Genomic DNA, 21,789 nt, shown 5'->3' with positions numbered 1-21,789 from the left:
GTACGTCCCCCGTACGTCCCCTCGGGGGAGGATCCCCCGTACGTCCCCCGTACGTTTCCCCCGTACGTCCCGCGAGCGGCCCCCGTACGTTCCCCCTGTACGCCCGCCCGCGGGTCCCCCGTACGTTTCCCCCGTACGTCGTGCCGTGCTGCCCGAAGGCCGGTGCTGCTACGGGAGGGAGCCGGACGCGTGGTTGTCCATTGTCACGATGTCCTCGCCCGAGGCGTGGTTGTCGAGCGGCTTCTCACCCGGCTGCTTCGGCGCCGGAGGGTCGAGCGGATCCAGAGGATTGATCTCGACGCCCGAAGCGTGGTTGTCGAGCGGTCTGATGTCGCCGTCGAGCGGCAGGCTGTTCTCGTTCGTCGTCATCGGATCTCCTGATGGATGAGTCGGGCCCGTTCGGCGATTCCCCCGCGGACCGCCGAACGGGTAGTCCTCCAGCCGGCCCGGGTGTCCCCCCGACGTACCGGGTCGATGCATCCATCGTGGCGGGTGGCGATAAACGAACGATGAACGCGCCCGTCCATCCGGCCCGGGTCCGGCCCTGGCCCGGTCCGGCTCCGGTCCGGGACCCGCGTCCGCCCCCTTCAGGCGGCCAGTTCCGCCGCCAGCAGGGCCTGTACCTCGGCCAGTTCGGACGAACCCAGCTGCGTGAACACCGTCTCCGCGTCCCGCCAGCAGGCCTGCGCCCGGTCCGGCTGGCCGAGCCGCCGCAGCGCCTTGCCCAGCACGGTCAGCACCGTCGCCCGGCGCCACTCCCCGCCGATCCCGCGCAGCGCGATCGCCTGCTCGGCGTGCTTGGCGGCCAGGGTGGGCCGCCGGGCCGCCAGGTGCGCCTCGGCGAGCCGGAAGTGCGTCACGCCCTCCCACAGGGGCTGGCGGTTGTCGTGGAACAGCGACAGCGCCTCCCCGAGCTGGGTCAGCGCCTCGCGCAGCCGTCCGGCCTGGGTCAGCGCGATGCCCAGGGCGTAGCGGCCGTTGGCCAGGCGCAGGGTCAGGCCCATCCGGTCGTAGATGGCGATGCCCTGCTGCGCCAGGTCGATGGCGCTGGGCAGGCGGCCCAGCTCGACGTGGATCCGGGAGAGGTTGCACAGGGCGCTGGCCTCGCCGATGAAGTTCGCGTCGGCCCGGAAGTTCTCGATGGCCTCCAGCAGGTAGCGCTCGCCGTCGCGGTACCGGCCCTGGTAGAGGGCGATGATCCCGCGGTCGTTGGGCGCCCAGCAGCTGGGCAGCGGGTCGCCCGCCTCGCGGGCCAGGTCCATGGCCTGGCGGGCCTCCTCGTCGCCCTCGGCGAAGCGGCCCGCGACGAGGTGGACCATGGTGAGCGCGGTCCGGGCGCGGCCCTCGGCCCGCGGGTCCTTCGCCGCCCGCGCGGCCTCGCGCAGGGTCAGCGCGGCGGACTCGTACTGCTTGGAGTTGGCTCCCGACTCGGCGAGGTCCTTGGCCGCCCACAGCAGGTCCACGGCCCGGCGCAGCGCGGCGGGCCGCCCGGCCGCCTGCCGTACGCAGGCCAGCAGCGGGTCGGCCTCGGCGAACAGCCAGTCCAGGGCGGCGCGGGGCTCGGTCAGGACCAGGCCGGGGTGGCGGGTGGGGGAGAGGTGGGCCGGGAGCCGGTCGCCGGGACGCTCGACGGCGTACACCCGGGAGGCGGTGGCCAGGTAGAAGTCGAGGAGCCGGTCGAGGGCGGCGTCCTGCCCCTGGGAGGGCTGCTCGTCGCGTTCGGCGCAGGCACGCGCGTAGAGGCGGACGAGGTCGTGGAAGCGGTAGCGGCCGGGCGCGGCCGATTCGAGGAGGGAGCAGTCGACTAAAGCTTCGAGGAGGTCCTCGGTGTCTTGCTCGGGCAGGTCCAGGACGGCGGCCGCGGCGGAGAGGGAGATGTCGGGGCCGTCGGCGAGGCCGAGGAGGCGGAAGGCGCGCTGCTGGGCGGGCTCCAGCTGGCCGTAGCCCAGCTCGAAGGTGGCCTTGACGGCGAGGTCGCCGGCCTGGAGCTCGTCGAGGCGGCGGCGTTCGTCGGCGAGTTTGGCGGCGAGGACGGAGACGGTCCAGGTGCGGCGGGCGGCGAGCCGGGAGGCGGCGATGCGGATGGCGAGCGGCAGGAACCCGCAGGCGCCGACGACGTCGAGGGCGGCCTGGCGTTCGGCGCCGACCCGCTCGGCGCCGACGATGCGGGTGAACAGCTGCAGGGCCTCCTCGGGGCTCATCACGTCGAGGTCGACGAGATGGGCCCCGGCGAGGCCCGACATCCGGACCCGGCTGGTGACGAGGGCGGCGCAGCCCGCGGTGCCGGGCAGCAGCGGACGGACCTGGGCGGCGTCGCGGGCGTTGTCGAGCAGCACCAGGACGCGGCGGCCGTCGAGGACCGTGCGGTAGAGGGCGGCCCGGTCGGCGGCCGAGTCGGGGATCGCGCTGTCGGGGGTGCCGAGGGCGCGCAGGAAGGAGCCGAGGACGGCCTCGGGCTGCACGGGGCGGGGGTCGGTGCCCTGGAGGTCGGCGTAGAGCTGGCCGTCGGGGAAGTGGGGCCGGGCGGCGTGCGCGACGTGCACGGCGAGGGTGGTCTTGCCGACTCCGCCTATGCCCGCGAGCGCCGAGACGGCCATGACCTGTCCCCCGGCGCCCGCGAGGATCTCCCCGAGCTCGCTGACGAAGGGGGCGCGGCCGGTGAAGTCCGGGACGGTGGCGGGCAATTGCGCGGGCCTTACGGGTGCGGGGGCGGCGGGGGTGGCGGGGTCCTCGGCGCGGGCGAGTTCGGCGTCGGCGTTCAGGATGCGCTGCTGGAGGGCGGAGAGTTCGGGCCGCGGGTCGACGCCCAGCTCGTCGGCGAGGAGGCGGCGGGTGTCGGCGTACACGGCGAGGGCCTCGGCCTGGCGGCCGCTGCGGTACAGGGCCAGCATCAGCAGTTCGCGCAGCCGCTCCCGCAGGGGGTGGGCGGCGGTGAGGGCGGTGAGCTCGGAGACGGCCTCGGCGTGGTGGCCGACCTCCAGGTCCAGGTCGAGGCGGGTCTCCAGCAGCTGGAGGCGCCATTCGGCGAGGCGGGTCCGCTCGGTGTCGGCGTGCGGGCCGGGGACTCCGGCGAGGGGTTCGCCGTCCCAGAGGTCCAGGGTGCGGGCGAGGAGGGTGCGGGCCAGGGCCCGGTCGCCGGCGGAGCGGGCCGTTTCGGCGTCGGCGGCGAGGCTGCGGGCGATGCCGAGGTCGAGGGCCTCCTGGTGGCGCAGCCGGATCGCGTAGCCACCGGCGTCGCTGACGAGCAGTCCGGGGTGGAGCACCTTGCGCAGCCGGGAGGCGTACGTGCGGATGGTGGCCAGGGCCTGCGGGGGCGGGTCCTCGCCCCAGATGGCGTCGATCAGCTCGGGGGCGGTCGCGGTGCGGCCGTCGCGCAGCAGCAGTACGGCGAGCAGGGCGCGCTGCTGGGGGCTGCCGGAGGGCAGCGCCTCGGGGCCGCGCCAGGCGCGGACGGGGCCGAGGACGGCGAACCGGTTGTCGGCGGGGGAGGGCTCCGGGGGCCGTGGGGCGTGCGGGGGCTCCGCGGCGGCCGGGGTCGCGGGGGCCTGGGCCGGGGTCTCGGGAGGGGCGGGGGGCTCGGGGGCTGCGGGCGCGTCTGCGGAGTTCCGGGACCGGGCTGCCTCGGGGTGGTTCCGCTGGTGCGGGATGGCCGGTATGCCGTCCATCTGTCGTCCCCCCTGCCTTCCGTCGGTTTAAGGGTCAGTCTGCCCTGTCTTGCACGCACACGTCAGCCCGCAGCGGAGGCGGTCACTCCTCGTCACAACGGCGAGTGTGGGACAGATAGCTGACGGTTCGTCAGATCAACGCTACCGTGGAAGGCATGGAGACCTTCCCGAAGATCATCTCGGTGGACGACCACACGGTGGAGCCCCCTCACGTCTGGCGGGACCGGCTCCCGTCGAAGTACCGCGACACCGGGCCACGGATCGTCCGGGCCCCCCTCAAGGAAATGACCTTCCTCGGCGGGAAGTTCGCCCCCGTCATGGGGTCCAAGGGGGACGACGGCCCGATCGGCGACTGGTGGGTGTACGAGGACCTGCACCGGCCGCTCACCCGCCTCGACACCGCGGTCGGGTACGACCGCGACGAGATCAAACTGGAAGTCATCACCTACGAGCAGATGCGCCCGGGCTCCTTCTCGGTTCCCGAGCGTCTCGCCGACATGGACGTCAACCACGTCCAGTCCGCCCTCTGTTTCCCCACCTTCCCGCGCTTCTGCGGCCAGACCTTCACCGAGGCCAAGGACCGCGAGCTCGGACTGCTCGGGGTGCGGGCCTACAACGACTGGATGGTGGAGGAGTGGTGCGGCCCCGAGGCGAGGGGCCGGCTCATCCCGCTCACCCTCGTCCCCCTCTGGGACGCCCGCCTCGCCGCCGCCGAGGTCCGCCGCAACGCGGCGCGCGGGGTCCGGGCGGTCGCGTTCTCCGAGATACCGCCGCACCTGGGGCTGCCGTCGATCCACACCGACGACTGGGACCCCTTCCTCCGGGCCTGCGACGAGACCGGCACGGTCATCGCCATGCACATCGGCTCCTCGTCGCGGATGCCCTCCACCTCGGCGGACGCCCCGCCGGCCGTGGGGTCCACCATCACCTTCGCCAACTGCTGCTTCTCGATGGTCGACTGGCTGATGAGCGGCAAGTTCGAACGCTTCCCGAACCTGAAGATCATGTACGCGGAGGGCCAGATCGGCTGGATCCCGTACATCCTGGAGCGCGCGAACGTGGTCTGGGAGGAGAACCGGGGCTGGGGCGGCGTCGCCGACAAGGTCCACCGCCCGCCGTCGGAGCTCTTCGCCGAGCACGTCTTCGGCTGCTTCTTCGACGACGCGTTCGGCCTGCGGAACCTGGACGCGATCGGGGTCGGCAACGTCCTCTACGAGACCGACTACCCCCACTCGGACTCCACCTGGCCGAAGTCCCGGGAGGTGGGCGAATCCCAGATGGGCCACCTGGCGCCGGACGTGGTCGACCGGATCGTGCGCGGCAACGCGATCGACCTGCTGGGGCTCACGGGGGAGGGGCTCTGGGCGGGGGCGTGAGGGGGTGGCGGGGCTCCTGGGCAGCAGAAACGATATCTCTTGTGGTTGATTTTGATATCGCTTAAGTGTGGCGAGGGCAGGTCGCCCCGCGCTGAGGAGGTCCCGCATGGCCAGAACCGTGATCGATGTGGACGACGCCCTGCTGGCGGAGGCCGCCGAGCTCTTCGGGACGAAGACGAAGGTCGCCACCGTCAACGCGGCCCTTCAGGACGTCGTGAACCGGCGCAAGCGGGAAGAGTTCCTGAACTGGCTCGCCGAGGGTGGACTGCCGGACCTGACGGGTCCGGTCGAGCCGTCCGCGGTCGAGGGTGATCACGTCCAGGACAGGGCGGCATGACCGGGCGCTTCCTGATCGACAAGTCCGCCCTCGCGCGGTACCCCGAGCCGGCCGTGCGCGCCGTTATCGACCCGCTGCACACGGCGGGAGTGCTCGCCGTGTGCGGTGCGGTGGAGTTGGAGGTTCTCTACAGCGCCCGCTCCAAGTCGGACGCCGACCGGGTCCGTGCGGGGTTGGGGGCCTTCGCCTGGCTCTCGACGCCGGACGAGGCGTGGGACCGGGCCCTGCGGGTGCAGGAGCAGCTCATCGTGGCGGGCAACTGGAAAGCGGTGTCCCTCCCGGACCTGATCATCGCGGCGACCGCCGAGCGTCACGGGGCGACCGTGCTGCACTACGACGGCGACTACGACATGATCGCCAAGGTCACGGGCCAGCCGACGCGGTGGGTCGTACCCCCGGGCACGGCGGACTGACCCCCGGGCCGGCCGCTCAGGCGCCGACGTTCCGCCCGGCCGTCACCGCCGGGCGGACGTGCTGGAGCAGCAGCTCCAGGAACCGCTCCGGGCGGTGCAGCGCCGCGAAGTGGCTCGCGTCCCCGATCAGCTCGAACGCCTTCACCGGCGCCTCGACCGCGTCGAAGAACTCCCGGGCGCGGGTGGCCGGCGTGATCACGTCCCGCTCGCCCTGGAAGACGAAGAACGGCATCTCGAAACGGGTCCCGTCGGCGAAGTCGTCGAAGCCCCCCGTCCCCTCGGTGACGGATTCCGAGAGGTCCTGCCCCTTGAAGTAGGCCTTCACCCGCCCGAGCGAGTACAGCGGCGACAGCCACAGCGAGCCCACGATCACCTTCTTCACGGTGTCCAGCGTCAGCGGGTCGCTGCCCGCGCACAGCTCGTCGTACGAGGACCGCTGCGACGGGGTCCACCGGCGGGGGTCGGACCCCATCGCCTCGACCGTGGCCACGCCCTTGGCCTTCCCCGTGGCCGCAGCCGCTCCAGGGTGGCGTCGTAGGCGGAGGTGTCCCGGCCCGCCTCCTGGGCGTTCTGGTCGGTGCCGACGTACGCGGAGTACAGCTCGGGGTGGTTGCGGGCCAGCCGCAGCCCGAAGACCGTGCCGAAGGAGTTCGGCATCAGCACCACCCGCTCCACGTCCAGCCGCGCCAGAACGTGCCGGGTGACCTCCACGGCGTCCTCGTAGAGCCGCTCGAAGCTGACCTCCCCCTGACCGTCCGCGCCACCGTGCGCGAAGGTCAGCCCGGCGCCGCGCATGTCCCAGCGCACCAGGGTGAAGTGCTTCTCCCAGGACCGGGTGCGGGCCCCGTAGGGGGAGTTGGCCGCGCCCGGCCCGCCGTGGATCTCCAGCAGGACGGGGTTGGCACGGTCCTCGCCGCGCACCGAGATCCACCCCCCACCCCCGTCTCCCCTTGCACCCCGCCCCGCCCCCGGGGCATGCTTCGCGAGGGCGAAGCGGGAGGGATCATGGCGGTGGACAAGCGGACCGTGGTGACGGCGGTGCTGTGTGCGGTGGCTGCCTTGGGCGCCTCGGCCGCGGTGGCCGAGCTGGTGCCGCCACCCGACGGGGCCGACGCTCCCGTGCACGCCAAGTCGGCCATGCCGTCCGGCTCGCCCACCGGGCCCTCGCGGTCGAAGGCCTCCAAGCCTCAGCTCGCCTCGCCGCCGCCGGCCGCCGTGACCCCCAAGCCCGGCGGGCCCGCCGCCTTCACCGGTGCCCTGTTCACCGGCGGCCTGGACGGCGATCACTTCTGCACCGCCACCGTCGTCCGAAGCCCCGGCAAGAACCTGCTGATCACCGCCGGTCACTGCCTCATGGAGGGCGAGCAGGCCCGCGACGGCGGTGCGGTCTTCGCGCCCGCGTACGCGAACGGCGTCGCCCCGTACGGGACCTGGAAGATAGAGCAGGTCTACGAGGACGAGCGCTGGGCCGACGGCACGGACGACGACTACGACCTCGCCTTCGCCCGCGTGGCCCCCGACGCCAAGGGCCGCAACATCGAGGACGTCATAGGCGGCGCCCCCCTGGACACCTCCGGCCGCGCGGGCGAGGAGGTCACGGTCACGGGCTACCCCGCCGACCGCAAGGTCCCCCGCACCTGCACGGCCGTCTCCGTCCGCCTCAGCCAGACGGAACAGCGCTTCGACTGCTCCGACTTCCCGGGCGGCACCAGCGGCAGCGCCTGGATCGGCCGCGACGGGAAGATCGTCGGCATCCTGACGGGCGGGGACACGGACGACGTGTCCACGAGCACAGTCCTCGGCGACTACGCGGCGCAGCTCTACGCGAAGGCCACCGCCAAGCGCTGACCCACCCCCACCCCCACCCCCGCCCCACCCGGAGCGCAGGGGCGGTCGACTGGGTGGAGCCTCCGCGCCCGGGGCTATGTCAGGAGCCCCAGGTGGACCGGTTCGGCCGGGGTGTCGGCGAGGAGTTCGGGCAGGCGCGGGGGCCAGAGGGGTTCGCCGAGGGTGGCGAGGCGCTGCGGGGAGAGCCACTGCCAGTGGATGTCCGGGGCTTCGAGGCGCGGTTCGCGGCGGGGGCCCGTGGTGACGTAGATGTGCTCGTGCTGGCGGACCGGGACGCCCTGGTGGGTGAAGTCGTGCTCCCAGGTGCACAGCAGCCGCTGCGGCTCCAGGTCGGTCCACCCGGTCTCCTCGCGCAACTCGCGCCGCACGCACTCCTCGGGACTTTCGCCGGGATCGATCCCGCCGCCCGGCGGCAGCCAGTGGATGCCGACTTCGACGTTGTTCTCCCGGAACAGGAACACCGATCCGCTGGGGGAGAGGACGACAATGCGCGCTGCCCGACGAGGAGTTCTCATCAGCTCAGGGTACGTCCGGGCCCCGGCGGGCGGGAGAGGTCGGCGGGACCGGCGTGACCGGCGGGACGGGCCGGTCACGCCCGCCCCACCGGCCACAGCGGCCCCGCCCGCGCCAGGAATCAGAGGGTGACGCAGATGCCGTCCTCGATGGTGCGGCCATCGCGCTCCAGGCCGCCGCAGACGAGCTTCGCTCCGGCCTGTTCGTAGCCGACGTTCCAGCGGTGGGAGCCGGCGGTGACCCGCCCCGAACGGAACTCCCCCCAGTAGGCGCGCAGGACGCCGGGGTTGCCGTCGCGGGTCTGGACGGTGATGTCCTGCACGAACCGGTTGTGGTGCGCCGTCATGACGCAGATGTACTGACCGCACTGGCTGTCCACCGCGGCGTTGGCGGGTGAGGCCCCCGCGAGGGCGAAGGCGAGGGCGGCGAGCACGGTCGCGGACTTCCGCATGACAGATCCTCCTGTTCGGTCGGCCGCACCCCCGTGCGGCCGGCCCCTCCAGTAGATCGCCCCGTGGCCCCGGGAAGGCGGTTCCGGCCGCCATTTCCCCTGATCAGGTGGCCTTTGCCGTCTGATCATGCGACCGGCGCGCCCGCCGTATCGTTTCTGCGCCTCCCTTCCTCCCCGCCCCTCCGTCCCCTGCGCCGCCTGGAGCATCAGCGTCGGGGAGTGGTCCGCCGGGGGTAGCCGCGCGGCGTCCGCGCGGTGCCCGTTCGGCGGGAACGAAGATCGCCTCCTGTACGGTCGGGTCAATGAGCAAGCACGCCCGAGCCCGCTCCCGTTCCCGTGGCCGTACCCGTACGCGCTCCCGTTCGGCCGCCCGCCGACCGCGGGCGCTGACCGCCGTCGCCGCCTTCGGCCTGCTGGCCTTCGGTGCCAGCTGGGTGCAGGCCCTCCACGAGCAGCCGGGGGCGCCCGTCCCGCCGGCCCGCTCGGACGCCCGCCCGCAGACCCCCGACCGGGCCGCGCGCGACGCGCACCGCCCCGACGCCCGCCACGGGCTGCCGGCCTCGCTCGGCGACGCGGCCCGTGCCCGGATCCCCGCCGAGACCCGGCAGCTGGTGCTGGTCACCGGCCGGGCGAAGGACTCCTCGGAGTCGGACGTCACCTTCTACACGCGGGCCGCGGCGGGCGCCGACTGGACGGCGGCCGGGCACTGGCCCGCCCGCAACGGCGCCAAGGGCTGGTCCACCGAGCGCGAGTACGGGGACCTGACCTCCCCGCAGGGGGTGTTCTCCCTCAGCGACGCGGGCGGGCGGCTGCCCGCGCCGCCCGGTACGAAGCTCCCGTACGACCGGGACGCGGCCTTCGTGGCCTCCGGCCGCGGGGTCAACGGGGAGTCCCTGGCGGGCTCCTTCGACTACGTCGTGGCGATCGACTACAACCGCCGCCAGGGCGTGTCCCCGCTGGACCCGGCCAAGCCGGACGGCGAGCGCAAGGGCGGCAACATCTGGCTCCACGTGGACCACGACGGCCCCTCGCAGGGCTGCGTCGGCCTGCCGAAGGAGGCGATGCGCAAGCTTCTGGAGACCCTGGACCCGGCGGCGCACCCGGTCATCGCGATGGGGCCGGCCGGCTTCTGAGCAGCAGGCCGATGTAGACGAGGTCGAACACGCTGCACAGCACGCCCAGTCCCAGGACGAAGCCGGACCCCTCCAGCACCCCGAACAGCACGGTCGGGGCGAGCGTGCCGAGCCATTTGGCGACGGCGATGAGCAGGGACTGCCCGCGCGGACCGCGCCGGGCGACGAAGAAGGCGATGAACAGCCCGGACATCAGCAGGTTCTGGAGGAACGCCGAGTAGCGGGTGGCGTCGTGCGTCCCGAACTGGGCCAGGAAGAGCCACTGCACGGCGAACGCGGTGGCGAACAGGAGCACGTTCCAGGCGGCGAACAGCGGCCGGGTCACGAAGCCGGGCAGCTCGGCGCGCCCGAAGCGCAGGTAGGTGTACACGATCACGAGGTCGGCGAGCGCCCACACCACGTTGACCACGCCCTGCGCGGAGACGCCGGTGCGGAACTCGTCCACGGCGTAGGTGGTCTCCCAGGCGAGGTTGAGCGCGAGCGCGGCGACGGGCATCGCGTACGTCCGGTCCCGCAGCCCGACGCGGATCGCCTCCACGTAGACGACGGTCCAGGCGAGCCCGCTGACGAGCGTGAGCATCAGTTCCACGCGCCGCACCCTAGGCGCTGGGCGCCGCGTGCGGAACGGGGCGCGGGCGTGCGGGCCGATGGCCGCGGGGCGCGGGGCGCGGGGCGCGGGCGGGTCGGACCGGGCGGATCGCCCCCGCCTCTTGCCTGACGGTCCGTCAGCTACGACGATGGCCCGGCACCGGTGCGACGCGCCGGCGCACGACGCACCCGGCAGACGAAGGCGAGGCGGGCCCGCCATGGCACGCGTTTTTCCGGAAGGCCGGCTGGCGTACGGGATGCAGCTCCCCGTCCAGTCGCAGAGCACGCTCTATGCCGAACCCTGGGAGGCCTCGGCCGGCGCCGCCGACCTCGCCGAGGTGGCCCGCGCCGCCGACCGGGCGGGCTTCGGGTACCTCGCCACCTGCGATCACGTGGCGATCCCGCGCCGCCTCGCCGGCCCCATGAGCACCATCTGGTACGACCCCGTCGCCACCCTGGCCTTCCTGGCCGGGATCACCGAGCGCGTCCGGCTGCTGAGCCACGTCGCGATCGTCGGGCTGCGCCACCCGCTGGTCACCGCCAAGCAGTACGCGACCCTCGACCACCTCAGCGGCGGCCGCCTGATCCTCGGGGTCGGCGCCGGGCACGTCCAGGAGGAGTTCGAGGCCGTCGGCGCGGACTTCCCCGGCCGGGGCGCCCTGCTCGACGAGACCCTCGACGCCCTGCGCGCGGCCCTCGGCCCCGAGGAGTTCCCGGAGTTCGAGGGGCAGCGGTTCTCCTTCCGGGACCTCGGCCAGCTGCCGCGGCCCGCCCAGGACCGGATCCCCGTCTGGATCGGCGGTTCCTCGCCCGCCGCCCTCCGCCGGGCCGCCGAGCGCGGCGACGGCTGGCTCCCGCAGGGCGATCCCCGCGAGAAGCTCCCGGCGCAGATCGCCCGGATCAGGGAGCTGCGCGCGGCGGCCGGGGTCACCGGCCCCGTCGAGTTCGGCGCGATCACCGAGGCCCTCTACGTCGGCGAGCCCGGGTGGGACACCGGCCGCCGCGCCCTGACCGGCAAGGCGGAGGCGCTCGCCGAGTCGCTGCGGGAGTACCGGGCGCTGGGCGTCGACCAGATCCAGGTCCGCTTCCGCAGCCGCGACCGCACCGAACTGACCGACCAGATCGCCGCTTTCGGGGCCGAGGTGGCCCCCCTGCTCAACGACTGAAGGGTGTAGTGGCCATGGGAAAGCTGGACGGGCGCGTCGTCCTGATCACCGGTGCGGCGCGCGGCCAGGGCGAGCAGGAGGCCCGCCTCTTCGCCGCCGAGGGCGCACGGGTGGTGCTGGGCGACGTACTGGACGAGCAGGGCAGGGCCGTCGCCAAGGACATCGGCGAGGACCGCGCGCGGTACGTACGGATGGACGTGAGCCGGGAGGAGGACTGGGCGGCCGCGGTGAGCGTCGCGAAGGAGGCCTTCGGCCCGGTCAGCGGCCTGGTGAACAACGCGGGGATCCTGCGCTTCAACGAGCTGACCGCGACCCCGCTGGAGGAGTTCCGGCAGGTGGTCGAGGTCAACCAGGTCGGCGCCTTCCTCGGGATCAAGACGCTCGCCCCCGAGATCGAGGCGGCGGGCGGCGGGACCATCGTCAACACCTCCTCCTACACGGGGCTGACGGGCATGGCGTACGTGGGCGCGTACGCGGCGACCAAGGCGGCGATCCTGGGCCTGACCCGGGTCGCCGCGCTGGAGCTGGCCGCGAAGAACATCCGGGTCAACGCCATGTGCCCGGGGGCGGTGGACACCCCGATGGCCAACCCCGGACTGCTGGACCCCGCCGGGATGACGGACGAGGCCCGGGAGGCGATGGCGGAGCTGTACAGGCGGGTGGTCCCGCTGGGGCGGGTCGGGCGGCCGGAGGAGATAGCGCGCCTGGCCCTCTTCCTGACCGGCGACGACTCCTCGTACATCACCGGCCAGCCGTTCGTCGTCGACGGGGGCTGGATGGCCGGGGTGAGCATCCTCTGACAGTTTCTGATGGACCGTCAGGTAGGGGTATTGACGGTCCCGGCCCGCGGTGGAACAGTCGGACCCATCAAATCTGACGGCATGTCAGAAACCAAAGGACGGTGAACCCCTTGGAATTCGGGCTCTTCGTGCAGGGATACGTGCCCCAGGCGCGGTCCAAGGTCGACCCCGAGGCGGAGCACAAGGCGCTGCTGGAGGAGACCGAGTACGTCATCCAGGCCGACCAGTCCGGCTTCAAGTACGCCTGGGCCTCCGAGCACCACTTCCTGGAGGAGTACTCGCACCTCTCGGCGAACGAGGTCTTCCTCGGCTACCTCGCCGCCGCGACCGAGCGGATCCACCTCGGCTCGGGCATCTTCAACCCCCTCGCCCCGGTCAACCACCCGGTGAAGGTGGCCGAGAAGGTCACCATGCTCGACCACCTCTCCAAGGGCCGCTTCGAGTTCGGCACGGGACGCGGCGCCGGCAGCCACGAGATCCTCGGCTTCATGCCCGGCATCACGGACATGAACCACACCAAGGAGATCTGGGAGGAGACCATCGCGGAGTTCCCCAAGATGTTCCTCCAGGAGGAGTACGAGGGGTTCCAGGGCAAGCACTGGTCGCTGCCCCCGCGCAAGGTCTTCCCCAAGCCGTACGGCAAGGCCCACCCGGCCATGTGGTACGCGGCCGGCTCCCCCTCCTCGTACGCGATGGCGGCGCGCAAGGGCCTCGGCGTCCTCGGCTTCAGCGTCCAGAAGGTCTCGGACATGGAGTGGGTCCTCGACCAGTACAAGACGGCGATCCGGGAGGCGAAGGCCATCGGCGCCTTCGTCAACGACAACGTCATGGTCACCTCGACGGCGATCTGCGCGGAGACCCACGAGAAGGCGGTGGAGATCGCGGTCAACGCGAACATGAACCGCTTCCAGTCGCTGGTCTTCCGCTACCACGACACCTTCCCGCGACCCGAGGCGATCCCGCAGTGGCCCGAGACCCTCCCCGAGTACAACGCGGAGATCATCGAGCTCCTCATCGCGGAGGAACTCCTCATCTGCGGAGACCCCTCGGAGGTGCGCGCCCAGTGCGAGCGCTGGGAGCGGGCGGGCGCGGACCAGCTGTCCTTCGGCCTGCCGACGGGGGTGTCGAAGGAGGACACGCTGACCACGATCAAACTGATCGGCGAGCACGTCATCCCCCACATCGACACGGACCCGGTCCACCGCACGACCCGCTTCCGCCAGTCGGCCTGACCCTCCGGGGGTCACCCACGCCCCCTTTCCCGGGGCCGGGGGAGCACACGGCTCCGGCTCCGGCGCAGGGCGGGGACGGCCCCGCAGGGCCCGCCCCACCAGGGGCCCCGCCAGACCCCCGCCGGGCCGGCGTCTTCCCGGACCGCCGTCCCGGCAGGGCATCGCCGAGGGCCGGAGTGGCCCGGCAGCGGCCTGCCGTCCACTCCGGCCCGACGCGGACCACACCACCCAGGAGGGGAACCGTCATGCTCGACCACCTCATCCGCGGAGCGACCGTCGTCGACGGGACCGGCACACCCCCGCGCCTCGCGGACGTCGGCATCCGCGACGGCCGCATCGTCACCGTCGCCGCCCCCGGCACCGTCACCGAGGCGGCCCGTACGAGCGAGGACGCGACCGGGCTCGTCCTGACCCCCGGCTTCATCGACCCCCACACCCACTACGACGCCCAGCTCTTCTGGGACCCGTACGCCACCCCCTCCATGAACCACGGCGTCACCACCGTCGCCGGCGGCAACTGCGGCTTCACCCTGGCCCCCCTCAACCCCGCCCGCCCCGAGGACGCCGACTACACGCGCCGCATGATGAGCAAGGTCGAGGGGATGGCCCTCGCCGCCCTGGAGGAGGGCGTCGACTGGAGCTGGTCCACCTTCGGCGAGTACCTCGACGCCCTGGAGGGCCGGATCGCCGTCAACGCCGGGTTCATGGTCGGCCACTGCGCCCTGCGCCGGCACGTCATGGGCGAGGCCGCGGTCGGCGGCCGGCCCACGCCCGAGCAGCTCCGGCAGATGGTCGACCTGCTCCACGAGGCCATGGACGCCGGCGCCTGGGGCCTGTCCACCACCCAGTCCTCCACACACACCGACGGCGCCGGCGCCCCGGTCGCCTCCCGCCACGCGGAGCCCGCCGAGCTGCTCGCCCTGTCCGCGGCCGTCGCCGACCACGAGGGCACCCAGCTGGAGGCCATCGTCGCCGGCTGCCTCGACCGGTTCTCCGACGCCGAGATCGACCTCTTCGTGCAGATGAGCGCCACCGCGGGCCGGCCCCTGAACTGGAACGTCCTCACCATCGACGCCGCCGTCCCCGAACGCGTCCCGCGCCAGCTGCTCGCCAGCGAGCGCGCCCGCGCGGCCGGCGGCCGGATCGTCGCGCTCACGATGCCGATCCTCACCCCGATGAACATGTCCCTCGGCACCTTCTGCGCCCTCAACCTCATCCCCGGCTGGGGCGAGGTCCTCGCCCTCCCCGTCCCCGAGCGGATCGAGAAGCTCCGCGACCCGGACGTCCGCGCCGTGATGCTGCGCCGCGCCGACAGCAGGGAGGCCGGGGTCTTCCGGCGTCTGGCCGACTTCGGCCGCTACGTCATCGGGGACACGTACAGCAAGGAGAACGAGGGCCTGTCGGGCCGGGTCGTGCGCGACATCGCCGCCGAGCGCGGGCAGGACGCGTTCCAGTGCCTGGTGGAGATCTGCGCCAACGACGACCTGCGCACCGTGCTGTGGCCGATGCCCACCGACAACGACCCGGCGAGCTGGGAGCTGCGCGCCGAGACCTGGCGGCACGAGGACGTGATGCTGGGCGGCTCCGACGCGGGCGCGCACCTGGACCGGATGTGCGGGGCCCCGTACACGACCCGGTTCCTCGGCGACTGTCTGCGCGGCCGCAAGCTGGTCCCCCTGGAGCAGGCCGTGAAGATGCTGACCGACGACCCGGCGCAGCTGTTCGGGCTGCGCGGGCGCGGCCGGATCGCCGAGGGCTTCCACGCGGACCTGGTGCTCTTCGACCCGGAGCGGATCGAGGCGGGCCCCGCGACGCTCGTGCACGACCTGCCGGGGGACAGCCCGCGCCTGGACGCCCGCGCCATCGGGATCGTCTCGGTACGGGTCAACGGCGTGGAGACCATCCGCGACGACGAGGTGACGGGCGCGATCCCGGGGATCGTGCTCCGTTCGGGCCGGGACACGAGGACGGTGAGCACCCGATGAGCGGTGAAGCGGCGCAGCGGCTCTACGTCGGCGGCGAGTGGGTGGAGCCGGACGGCGGCCACTACGAGGTGGTGAACCCGGCGGACGAGTCCGTCGTCGGTCTGGCCCCCGAGGCCTCCCGGGCCCAGGTGGAGGAGGCGGCCCGGGCGGCCGCCGAGGCCTTCGAGGGCTGGTCCCGTACGGCGCCGCAGGAGCGGGCGGCGATCCTGGACCGGGCCGCGGACGTCATGCAGCGGGAGTTCGAACCGTGGGCGGAGCTCGCGCGGGCCGAGACGGGCGCGCCGACGGGGATCGCGCGCGGGATGCAGGTGGGCGTCGGGGTGTCCCGCTTCCGGCGGTACGCGCGCGGCGCGCTGGAGCCGGTGGAGCGCGGGCTGCCGCCGCAGGTGACCGAGGCCGGCCCGATGGGGAGGGCGAGCGTGCTGGGCGCGCTGGAGGTGCGCCAGCCGGTCGGGGTGGTCACGTGCATCACCTCGTACAACAACCCGTGGGCGAATCCGGCGGGCAAGGTGGCCCCGGCCCTGGCCATGGGGAACACGGTGGTGGTCAAGCCGGCCCCGCAGGATCCGCTGTCGGTGTTCAAGATGGCCGAGGCGCTGCACGAGGCGGGGGTGCCGGCCGGGGTGGTGAACGTGGTCTCGGGTGCCTCGGTGGAGGTGGGCGAGGCGGCGGTGGACTCCCCGTACGTGGACATGGTGTCCTTCACCGGTTCCACGGGCGTCGGGCAGCGCATCGCCGAGGTGTGCGGGCGGAGCATGAAGCGGCAGTTGATGGAGCTGGGCGGGAAGGGCGCGGCGGTCGTCCTGGAGGACGCCGACCTCGACGCGGCGGTGCTGGGCATCGGTACGACGTTCTCCTTCTACTCCGGCCAGATCTGCACGGCGCCGACGCGGGTGATCGTCCACCGGTCGGTGTACGCGGAGCTGGTGGAGAAGCTGACGGGCTACCTGGCCTTCATGAAGGTGGGTGATCCGGGGGAGCGGGGCACGGTGGTCGGCCCGGTGATCTCGGGGGCGCACCGGGACCGCGTGGAGTCGTACGTGGAGCTGGGGCGGAAGGAGGGGGCGCGGATCGCGTACGGCGGCGAGCGTCCGGTGGTCGGGGACGGGCGCGGTTTCTACGTGGCGCCGACCCTCCTCGTCGACTGCACCCCCGACATGCGCGTGGTCCGGGAGGAGATCTTCGGGCCGGTGGTGGTGGTCGTTCCGTTCGACGGGGACGACGAGGAGGCGGTCCGGCTGGCCAACGACAGCGAGTTCGGGCTGCTGAGCTACGTCTGGTCGGGGGACGCGGCCCGCGCTTTCCGCGTGGCGCGGCGGCTGCGGGCGGGCGGGGTCGGGGTGAACACGATCGGCCGGAACATGGAGGCGCCGTTCGGCGGGTTCAAGCGGAGCGGTGTGGGGCGGGACGTGGGATCGTACGCGCTGCACGCATACAGCGAAATCCAGTCGATCGTATGGGCTTGACCAAAAATTGATCTGGAAAGTTTGAAAAGCCGCAAAATGGACACTGCTGCGGTTTCCGCATGGTGAAAGGTGAGCTCCGGGTCCGCCTAAACGATGTTTGGCGGCCCGGTGAACCTTTCATTGCCTGATCGTTAACTCGCTCAACCTCAAGATTCAAGGCATTTTCGGGCTCTGGGATCCGGACTTAAGTCTTCCGAATGTGGAAACCGCACCGTCTAACGTCCTGACCCATGACACAGCTGGACGTTCGGCAGACGGTCGGAGACACGGTAAGCGGCGTCGCCCAGGGCGATGGCCAGGGTCAAGGCGAGGGCCAAGGCGAGGGTCAAGGCGAGGTCCGCGGCAAGGGCCTGGGCAAGGGGTCCGTCGGCCTGGTCGGCAGCGCCGTCCTCGGCATCTCCACCGTCGCCCCCGTCTACTGCCTGACCTCCACCCTCGGCTCCACCGCCGGCGAGGTCGGCGTCCAGATGCCGGCCGTCTTCCTGGCCGGGTTCCTCCCGATGCTGCTGGTCGCCTTCGCCTACCGCGAGCTCAACAAGGCCATGCCGGACTGCGGCACCTCCTTCACCTGGACCGTCAAGGCCTTCGGCCCGCGGATCGGCTGGATGTGCGGCTGGGGCCTGGTGATCGCCACGATCATCGTGCTCTCCAACCTCGCCGGGGTCGCCACCTCCTACTTCTGGCTGCTGGCGGGCGAGATCACGAACAATCCGTCGATCGCGGACCTGGACGGCAACAAACTCGTCCACATCACCACCTGCCTGACGCTGATCGCCGTCGCCACCGCCATCAGCTACCGCGGCATGACCGCCACCAAGGGCATCCAGTACACCCTGGTCGGCCTCCAGCTCGTCGTCCTCGCGGTCTTCGTCGCGATGGCCTTCCAGAAGGCCTCCGCCGGCACCTTCGACACGGGACTCAGCTTCTCGTGGGAGTGGATGAACCCCTTCGCGGTCGGCTCCATGGCCGCCTTCACCGCCGGGCTCTCCCTCTCGATCTTCATGTACTGGGGCTGGGACACCTGCCTCACCGCGAACGAGGAGACGATCGGGTCCTCCAAGACCCCCGGCCGCGCCTCGCTCATCGCGATGGTCGTCCTCGTCGGCTCCTACCTGGCCACCGGCGTCGCCGCCCAGATGGCCGTCGGCTCCGGCACCTCCGGCCTCGGCCTCGGCAACCCGGAGACCTCCGCCAACGTCTTCGCCGCCCTCGCCGGCCCCGTCATGGGCCCGGTGCTCGGCATCCTGCTCTTCGTCGCCGTCCTCGCCTCGGCCGCCGCCTCCCTGCAGACCACCTTCATCCCGGTGGCCCGCACGGTCCTGGCCATGTCCACGTACGAGGCCCTGCCCGCCTCCTACGCCAAGGTCCACCCGAAGTTCAAGACCCCGGGCCGCGCCACCGTCACGGCGGGCATCGCCACCGGTGCCTTCTACACGGTCATGACCCTGGTCAGCGAGAACGTCCTCACCGACACGATCTTCGCCCTCGGCCTGATGATCTGCTTCTACTACTCGCTGACGGCCTTCGCCTGCGCCTGGTACTTCCGCGGCGAGCTGCGCCGCTCCGTGCGCGACCTGCTCTTCAAGGGGATCCTCCCGGTCATCGGCGGCCTCCTCCTCGCCGCGGTCTTCTTCAAGACCCTCACCGACGCCTGGAACCCCTCCTACGGCTCCGGCTCGACCATTCCCGGCCTCGGTGTCGGCAGCGTCTTCGTCATCGGCGTCGGCCTCCTCGCCCTCGGCCTGGTCATCATGTTCGTCACCGAACGCCGCAGCCCCGCCTTCTTCCGCGGCGAGGTCCTCACCAAGTCCACCCCCGCCCTGGTGGTCGAGGACTGACCCCGTCGTGATGGGGGTGCGCCGGGGGCGCGGGCCCCGGGTGCGGGCCGGCCGGGTGCGCCGGGGCGCCGGCGCCCGGAGTAACCCGATGCGCGGAACGCCCGCGGCGACCGGTGACCCGGGGCGCGGTGAGGTCGTTGGGCCGTGCATGAAGGCCATGAAGCGCACCCTCACCGCCCTGCTCCTGTCCGGCGGCGCCGCGATCGCACTCACCCCCGCCGCCGCCCACGCGGCGGACGGCAACGCCACCGCCGTGAAGCCCCTCGCCAAGCGCGTCGGTCAGATCGTCGACCACCCCGGGCAGGCCGTGCAGGACACCAAGACCGCCGTCGGCGTGACCGCCCAGGCGGCCGGCACCGCCTCCAAGGCCACCGACGCCTCCCTCACGGGCGCCGGCACGGCCCTCTCCGCCGGACTGCCCAAGGCCCCCAAGGCCGGCGTCTGACCCGGGGCCACTCACGCGCCGCGGCCGCCCGCCGGGCTCAGCCCCAGGTGCGGGAGCAGAGCACGAGCCGGTAGCCGTCCGGGTCGGCGACCGTGACCCCGTACTCGTCCCAGTACGGGTTGTGCGAGGGGACCCGGGTCCCGCCGTGGTCGACCAGCCGGCTCACGAGGTCCTCGTCGGGGGCCTCGCCGAGGTAGACGACGAACAGGTCGTCGACGGTGGGGGTGGGAGCGAGCGGGTTCTCGGGGTCCCGGGTCAGCTCGAAGTGCCATCCGCCGCCGGCGGGCCCCACCATGAGGAGGTCGTGCTCCCCGGGGACGTGACCGGCCGTCCGCCACAGGACGTCCAGGCCGAGCCCCTGCACGTAGAACCGCTCGGCGGTCTCCAGGTCGAGGGAGGGCCGGGCGACGCGGACGTGGGTGAGTGAATCGATCATGCGCGGAGGGTACGGCACCACCCGCGACGGCCGGATCCGTCCGTCCGGCGATGTGTCAGGTGCGGGGCCCTTCGGGGCCCGTACGGTCGTGTGGTCCGGATCACAGCTGCCGGAGCGATGATTTCCGGGAGCCCGGGTGGTCTCTTCTCCTGTAGGCCCGACGCCAGGCACCCCAGGGAAAAGGAACGAGTTCCATGCGCATCGTCATCAGCGAGTTCATCAGCCTCGACGGCGTCGTCCAGGCCCCGGGCGGGCCGGAGGAGGACACCGACGGGGGCTTCGCCCACGGCGGCTGGTCGCAGCCCTTCTTCGACCCGGAGGTCGTCGGCGGCGCCTTCGCCGACGCCACCGCCAAGGCCGAGGCCCTCCTCTTCGGGCGCCGCACGTGGCAGACGATGGCGGCCGCCTGGCCCGGCCGGGAGGGGGACCCCTTCGCGGACCAGATGAACTCCATCCCCAAGCACGTCGTCTCCGCGACGCTCACGGACGCCGACCTGACCTGGAACAACACCACCCTCATCCCCGGCGCCGAGGCCCTCGCCCGCCTCCGCGAACTGCACGCGGCCGACGGCGGCGACCTGCTGGTGATGGGCAGCCCCACCCTGGCGCGCACCCTCATCGCCGAGGGCCTGGTCGACGAACTCCGCCTGATCGTCATGCCGGTCCTCCTCGGCGGCGGCAAGTCCATCTTCCCGGCGGACGGCGGCCGCCGAACCCTGGAACTCGTCTCGACGGCAACGAGCCCGGCGGGCGTGAACGTGTGCACGTACAGGCCGGTGGGGGGCTGAGGGGCGGGGCTGGGCCCGACACGGAAGGACAGTGGACTGGCGGGACGCCCCCAGCCCTTCCCTGATACCGGCCGGGGGTGCACCGCCCACCCCGACCCCGACCAGGGGAGCGCCGCCCAGCCCCGCCCCGCCTGAAAAGCAGGTGCGGGCAGGTGGGGTGCGGCCTAGCGTGGCGTCGATGAGCAGCGACTATCCATTCGCCGACGGCTACAACCTCGTCTGGGATCTGATCGGCTTCCGTGATGCGGACGAGGAGATAGTCGAGTCCGTTTCCCTCTCGCGGGACCAGTTCCTGGCGATCAGGCACCTCTTCGTGCTGGGTGACGATCCCTGGATGGTGGCGGGCGAGTACCGCGTGGCGCCCGGCATCTGGGGGCACGTGCGCGACGCCGTCCCGGGCCTGCGGTTCCAGCGCGACGCAGACTACTTCCTCGGCGCCCGTCAGGCCCTGCCTGACGGGCGCTTCTGGCGTCCGGCCCCGGGCACGGCGACGCCGGGGCCCGTACCGCCCCCGTGAAGGGCACGTTCGGGTCGGGGAAGAACACGCGGCGCTTCCGCCGCACGGACGGCCTGTTGTACCTCAGCTCCTGCTACACGGCGGGGAGCGAGCGGCCGGCACTGATCGATCCGCACGGAGACCCCGTGCCCGACCCCACGGCGTACCTGCGCACCTATCCCGGCCGCGAAGACGCCGATGCTGGAGGGGGTGTTCGCGGGGGGAGGTGTCCGATGCCCGGAGGAACCGGCGCCCGGTGGTGCGTCCGGTGCGGCCACTCCTCGCGCAGGACTCCGAACAGCACGGTGTCGTAGCGCTCGCCCGCCACCAGTACGGTGGACCGGCGGCGGCCCTCCTCGCGGAAGCCCGCCCGGGTGAAGGCGCGGACGGCCCGTTCGTTGCCGCTCCAGGTGTCGAGCTCGATCCGGTGCAGCCCGAAGGCCCCGAACAGGTGGCCCACCAGCAGGCACAGTGCCTCGGAGCCGTGGCCGAGGCCCCAGCGGTCACGCTCGCCGATGGTGACACCCACCGTGGCCAGCCCGGCGAACGGGTCCAGGTCGCGGTAGTCCACCATGCCGATCACCGTGCCGTCGGCCAGGTCCTCGACCGTGAAGACGGCCGATTCCCTCGGGTCCAGCCGCAGCATCGTCTCGAAGCCGAGCCCGATGGCCTCCGCCGTGACCGGGCCGAAGCGCGGATCGCCACCGGCGGCCCAGTGGACCACCTCCGGATCGTTGCGCCATCGCAGATGGTGCGACGCATCCTGGGCACGCAGCGCGCGCAACCTCACCAACGTGCCTTCGATCATGCGCA

Annotated in this window: 23 protein-coding genes; 14 read left to right on the top strand and 9 right to left on the bottom strand. The window is 72.6% G+C overall.

Annotation, left to right across the window (positions count from 1 at the left end; genetic code table 11):
* Positions 1-168 precede the first annotated feature (168 nt).
* Together ACEPPI_RS21710 and ACEPPI_RS21705 are read right to left on the bottom strand one after the other, a co-directional pair.
* Positions 169-369, bottom strand: coding sequence for a hypothetical protein (locus ACEPPI_RS21710; RefSeq protein ID WP_030236484.1), 201 nt, complete (start codon positions 367-369; stop codon positions 169-171).
* Positions 370-587: 218 nt separating this feature from the next.
* Positions 588-3,665 (bottom strand): BTAD domain-containing putative transcriptional regulator, encoded by a 3,078-nt coding sequence (locus ACEPPI_RS21705; RefSeq protein ID WP_373916909.1) that lies wholly within the window; start codon positions 3,663-3,665, stop codon positions 588-590.
* 155 nt (positions 3,666-3,820) lie between these two features.
* On the opposite strand from ACEPPI_RS21705, the gene ACEPPI_RS21700 reads away from it, so the two are divergent.
* The 3 genes from ACEPPI_RS21700 to ACEPPI_RS21690 all read left to right on the top strand — a co-directional run bounded on the left by ACEPPI_RS21700 (position 3,821) and on the right by ACEPPI_RS21690 (position 5,791).
* Positions 3,821-5,041, top strand: coding sequence for an amidohydrolase family protein (locus ACEPPI_RS21700; RefSeq protein ID WP_373916908.1), 1,221 nt, complete (start codon positions 3,821-3,823; stop codon positions 5,039-5,041).
* A gap of 106 nt (positions 5,042-5,147) precedes the next feature.
* Positions 5,148-5,378 carry a type II toxin-antitoxin system VapB family antitoxin gene (locus ACEPPI_RS21695; protein WP_373916907.1) on the top strand — a complete coding sequence of 77 codons (231 nt, stop codon included), beginning with the start codon at positions 5,148-5,150 and terminating at the stop codon, positions 5,376-5,378.
* Positions 5,375-5,791, top strand: a complete 417-nt coding sequence (locus ACEPPI_RS21690) for a PIN domain nuclease (protein ID WP_373916906.1) — start codon at positions 5,375-5,377, stop codon at positions 5,789-5,791. The genes ACEPPI_RS21695 and ACEPPI_RS21690 overlap by 4 nt, the downstream gene beginning before the upstream one ends.
* 16 nt (positions 5,792-5,807) lie before the next feature.
* Here the strand turns inward: ACEPPI_RS21690 and ACEPPI_RS21685 are convergent, their stop codons facing one another.
* Positions 5,808-6,173 (bottom strand): alpha/beta fold hydrolase, encoded by a 366-nt coding sequence (locus ACEPPI_RS21685; protein WP_373916905.1) that lies wholly within the window; start codon positions 6,171-6,173, stop codon positions 5,808-5,810.
* An 11-nt stretch (positions 6,174-6,184) separates the two neighbouring features.
* On the bottom strand, positions 6,185-6,712 hold the full coding sequence (locus tag ACEPPI_RS21680) for an alpha/beta fold hydrolase (protein ID WP_373916904.1): 528 nt from the start codon (positions 6,710-6,712) through the stop codon (positions 6,185-6,187).
* Positions 6,713-6,796: 84 nt separating this feature from the next.
* Here ACEPPI_RS21680 and ACEPPI_RS21675 point away from each other — a divergent pair, with 84 nt between their 5' ends.
* Complete coding sequence (locus ACEPPI_RS21675; protein WP_373916903.1) at positions 6,797-7,639, top strand: serine protease; 843 nt, start codon at positions 6,797-6,799, stop codon at positions 7,637-7,639.
* A 74-nt stretch (positions 7,640-7,713) separates the two neighbouring features.
* Here ACEPPI_RS21675 and ACEPPI_RS21670 read toward each other — a convergent pair whose 3' ends face one another.
* Positions 7,714-8,154, bottom strand: a complete 441-nt coding sequence (locus ACEPPI_RS21670) for an NUDIX hydrolase (RefSeq protein WP_373916902.1) — start codon at positions 8,152-8,154, stop codon at positions 7,714-7,716.
* A 119-nt stretch (positions 8,155-8,273) separates the two neighbouring features.
* Positions 8,274-8,603: a hypothetical protein gene (locus ACEPPI_RS21665; RefSeq protein ID WP_373916901.1), complete on the bottom strand. Its 330-nt coding sequence runs from the start codon at positions 8,601-8,603 to the stop codon at positions 8,274-8,276.
* 302 nt (positions 8,604-8,905) lie between these two features.
* On the opposite strand from ACEPPI_RS21665, the gene ACEPPI_RS21660 reads away from it, so the two are divergent.
* A complete protein-coding gene (locus ACEPPI_RS21660; protein ID WP_373916900.1) occupies positions 8,906-9,736 on the top strand; it encodes a hypothetical protein in 831 nt (276 codons plus the stop codon).
* On the opposite strand, the gene ACEPPI_RS21655 is transcribed toward ACEPPI_RS21660, so the two are convergent.
* Positions 9,708-10,316: a hypothetical protein gene (locus ACEPPI_RS21655; protein WP_285526355.1), complete on the bottom strand. Its 609-nt coding sequence runs from the start codon at positions 10,314-10,316 to the stop codon at positions 9,708-9,710. The two genes, ACEPPI_RS21660 and ACEPPI_RS21655, sit on opposite strands and share 29 nt — an antisense overlap.
* Positions 10,317-10,542: 226 nt before the next feature.
* Between ACEPPI_RS21655 and ACEPPI_RS21650 the strand changes: the two genes are divergently transcribed.
* The 7 genes from ACEPPI_RS21650 to ACEPPI_RS21620 all read left to right on the top strand — a co-directional run bounded on the left by ACEPPI_RS21650 (position 10,543) and on the right by ACEPPI_RS21620 (position 19,256).
* Positions 10,543-11,490, top strand: a complete 948-nt coding sequence (locus ACEPPI_RS21650) for an LLM class F420-dependent oxidoreductase (protein ID WP_373916899.1) — start codon at positions 10,543-10,545, stop codon at positions 11,488-11,490.
* 14 nt (positions 11,491-11,504) lie between these two features.
* Positions 11,505-12,290 carry an SDR family NAD(P)-dependent oxidoreductase gene (locus ACEPPI_RS21645; RefSeq protein ID WP_373916898.1) on the top strand — a complete coding sequence of 262 codons (786 nt, stop codon included), beginning with the start codon at positions 11,505-11,507 and terminating at the stop codon, positions 12,288-12,290.
* 110 nt (positions 12,291-12,400) lie between these two features.
* Positions 12,401-13,522 carry an LLM class flavin-dependent oxidoreductase gene (locus ACEPPI_RS21640; protein WP_373916924.1) on the top strand — a complete coding sequence of 374 codons (1,122 nt, stop codon included), beginning with the start codon at positions 12,401-12,403 and terminating at the stop codon, positions 13,520-13,522.
* Positions 13,523-13,767: 245 nt separating this feature from the next.
* Complete coding sequence (locus ACEPPI_RS21635; RefSeq protein ID WP_373916897.1) at positions 13,768-15,507, top strand: amidohydrolase family protein; 1,740 nt, start codon at positions 13,768-13,770, stop codon at positions 15,505-15,507.
* Positions 15,504-16,973, top strand: coding sequence for an aldehyde dehydrogenase family protein (locus tag ACEPPI_RS21630; RefSeq protein WP_373916896.1), 1,470 nt, complete (start codon positions 15,504-15,506; stop codon positions 16,971-16,973). Before ACEPPI_RS21635 ends, ACEPPI_RS21630 begins: the two co-directional genes overlap by 4 nt.
* 230 nt (positions 16,974-17,203) lie before the next feature.
* Positions 17,204-18,811, top strand: coding sequence for an APC family permease (locus ACEPPI_RS21625; protein ID WP_373916895.1), 1,608 nt, complete (start codon positions 17,204-17,206; stop codon positions 18,809-18,811).
* 148 nt (positions 18,812-18,959) lie between these two features.
* Positions 18,960-19,256: a hypothetical protein gene (locus ACEPPI_RS21620; RefSeq protein WP_373916894.1), complete on the top strand. Its 297-nt coding sequence runs from the start codon at positions 18,960-18,962 to the stop codon at positions 19,254-19,256.
* Positions 19,257-19,293: 37 nt separating this feature from the next.
* On the opposite strand, the gene ACEPPI_RS21615 is transcribed toward ACEPPI_RS21620, so the two are convergent.
* Positions 19,294-19,692, bottom strand: a complete 399-nt coding sequence (locus tag ACEPPI_RS21615; RefSeq protein WP_373916893.1) for a VOC family protein — start codon at positions 19,690-19,692, stop codon at positions 19,294-19,296.
* Positions 19,693-19,886: 194 nt separating this feature from the next.
* On the opposite strand from ACEPPI_RS21615, the gene ACEPPI_RS21610 reads away from it, so the two are divergent.
* Together ACEPPI_RS21610 and ACEPPI_RS21605 are read left to right on the top strand one after the other, a co-directional pair.
* Complete coding sequence (locus ACEPPI_RS21610; RefSeq protein ID WP_373916892.1) at positions 19,887-20,480, top strand: dihydrofolate reductase family protein; 594 nt, start codon at positions 19,887-19,889, stop codon at positions 20,478-20,480.
* A 178-nt stretch (positions 20,481-20,658) separates the two neighbouring features.
* Entirely contained in the window at positions 20,659-20,997 is a 339-nt protein-coding gene (locus ACEPPI_RS21605) for a hypothetical protein (RefSeq protein ID WP_373916891.1), read from the top strand.
* A 154-nt stretch (positions 20,998-21,151) separates the two neighbouring features.
* On the opposite strand, the gene ACEPPI_RS21600 is transcribed toward ACEPPI_RS21605, so the two are convergent.
* Positions 21,152-21,784 (bottom strand): GNAT family N-acetyltransferase, encoded by a 633-nt coding sequence (locus ACEPPI_RS21600; protein ID WP_373916890.1) that lies wholly within the window; start codon positions 21,782-21,784, stop codon positions 21,152-21,154.
* Positions 21,785-21,789 lie beyond the last annotated feature (5 nt).

Source organism: Streptomyces sp. AB3(2024), from assembly GCF_041862025.1.
Lineage (GTDB): Bacteria > Actinomycetota > Actinomycetes > Streptomycetales > Streptomycetaceae > Streptomyces.
The sequence above is the reverse complement of the archived record's forward strand: the minus strand, read 5'-3'. Positions and strand labels throughout refer to the sequence as shown.